Source organism: Secundilactobacillus paracollinoides DSM 15502 = JCM 11969 (genome assembly GCF_001311135.1).
Classification (GTDB): Bacteria; Bacillota; Bacilli; order Lactobacillales; family Lactobacillaceae; genus Secundilactobacillus; species Secundilactobacillus paracollinoides.
The window spans coordinates 1-1,843 of sequence record NZ_BBAG01000139.1 but is presented as its reverse complement, the minus strand read 5'-3'; the positions used below and the strand labels follow the sequence as shown (position 1 = coordinate 1,843).

2 protein-coding genes and 2 pseudogenes are annotated in these 1,843 nt (G+C 41.7%); 1 reads left to right on the top strand and 3 read right to left on the bottom strand.

The features are described from left to right. Positions 1-97 (top strand): annotated as a pseudogene (locus JCM11969_RS18005) (IS30 family transposase); the annotation flags it as partial. Here JCM11969_RS18005 and JCM11969_RS16585 read toward each other — a convergent pair. From JCM11969_RS16585 to JCM11969_RS16575, 3 genes and pseudogenes are all read right to left on the bottom strand, one after another. Further along, positions 93-393 (bottom strand): annotated as a pseudogene (locus JCM11969_RS16585) (phage terminase small subunit P27 family); the annotation flags it as partial. The pseudogenes JCM11969_RS18005 and JCM11969_RS16585 sit on opposite strands and share 5 nt — an antisense overlap. Before the next feature lie 276 nt (positions 394-669). After that, entirely contained in the window at positions 670-1,182 is a 513-nt protein-coding gene (locus JCM11969_RS16580) for an HNH endonuclease (protein ID WP_054712992.1), read from the bottom strand. 72 nt (positions 1,183-1,254) lie between these two features. Further along, positions 1,255-1,843 (bottom strand): DNA adenine methylase (locus JCM11969_RS16575; protein WP_173585436.1); only part of this gene is annotated, 589 nt, incomplete at its 5' end.

Below are 1,843 nucleotides of genomic sequence, written 5' to 3'. Positions count from 1 at the left end.
GCGCATCGGCGATTTTGAACTAGATACAGTCGTTGGTCCTCGTGGGCATAGTAAGGCAGTTTTATTAACTTTAATCGATCGAAAATCACGGTTCCTTGGATTACGCTTGTAGCCCACGAAGTCTCGACCAATTTTTTGACCAGTCTGATCTTGCAACGTTTTATAGATTGCTTGGACTTCACCGTTTTTTTGAATATGTTTATACGCATTGCGATAAATCTCATATTGGGAGGCATATTGCTCTACTAGCCCGCTATCAATGCGTTTAACTGGGGTGTTATCCTCTAAAAAAGGCACTAATCGACGCCAAACGACCTTAGCTTGCCGGCCTAAGTAAGCTGGCGGTGTGCGCGTTAATTGACCGTCGTTGACGTCTTTATCCGCTTTTTTCATTTTCTCTGTCTCCTTTCATTATTGGGTGACCCCCCCTACCTAAAAATTTTCAAAAAACGTTTGCGTCACAAAATGATGGTATTGTGTGCGCTCTCCCGGCCGTTAATAGGGGGCGGGGGTGATTTTTATATAGCTTTCGATACATTACACCTGATTGTTCTATTATTCCTTAGAACGCAAATTAGACGTGTTTAAATGGACAGTCAGATAATCAAATGAGTTATCATTCACCGTAAATTTACAGTCCGAATACCTGGTAGACTGTTTCCACATTCGTCACTCCTTATTCATCAATACATTAATGGCACTCACATCGGTAATTTCAGCAACTTGTCTTAGCTCGTTACCTTGTCCCGTGCCATAGTAGCCTTGTTCCCAATCCGTCTTGAGTCGGTGACACTTACCACAGATGACAGCAAGGTTATCAACGTTTGATTTGAGTGCTTGGTCGTACTCAATGGGTACAATATGGTCGACCGTCTTAGCAGCCGTGATGATTCCTTGCACACGACAATACGCGCACAAATAATGATCACGCTCTAGGACTTGTTGCCTTAGATGTGACCATTGCCTTGTACGATAGAAGTTGTATTGCTGACGCTTAGTGTCATCACGATTACGTGTGACTGTGTTGTACTTGTGTGTGTATTGTTTGTCATTGCTGCGTGCCCAACGTTGCCGACTAGCCAAGTACTCAGCTTCATGCTCATAGTGCTGCTGACAATAGTGATCTGGGAAGTTAACCATGGCATGACAGCCTGGTTGTCTACAGCGTCTTACTCTTGGCATGATCACCACGCCTCCGTCTAATTGGATTGATTACATATAACTTGGCTAGATCATTACTATCTATGTGCTTGCCTAACGGACTACTCTTAGCAGCAACTCATCTCTACGCTTACCTGTTGAAGAAAAGTTTTGTTTTTTGCCAAAATTAAAAGCCACCTCGGTATAAGGTAGCTTTGTGTATTCGCTAATATAAATTTCTTTAGCTGGGCATTCATGTAGATACCAATTCTCAAACGCTTTATGGTCGAACCCACCATAATTATGTGAAGTCCCAACATATGGTGGATCACAGTAAACAACGTCATCAGTATCGATGACTAGTTCACGATAGTCCTTTACAAAATATTCCAGTTGTTCCAACCGTACAGTTTGCTGCAATCGCTCCATTTGTTGCAGTTGTTGCAGTTGTTGCAGTTGTAGCAATCGCTCCATTTGTTGCAGTTGTTCCAGTCGCTCCAGTTGTTCCAACTCATCATGACTATAATTAATATTCATTTGTTCTCGTCGCCATTTATGGAATAATCTGTACTTCTCACTAATTGTATTAGCATTTAAAGAATAGCTATATAATTGGTCAAATTCCGTCCCAGTGTTTCCGTAAAAGAGGGCCTTAGTTAGCAATAACTTTTCCTCTTCATTTTTTTTACTCCACAAATAATCC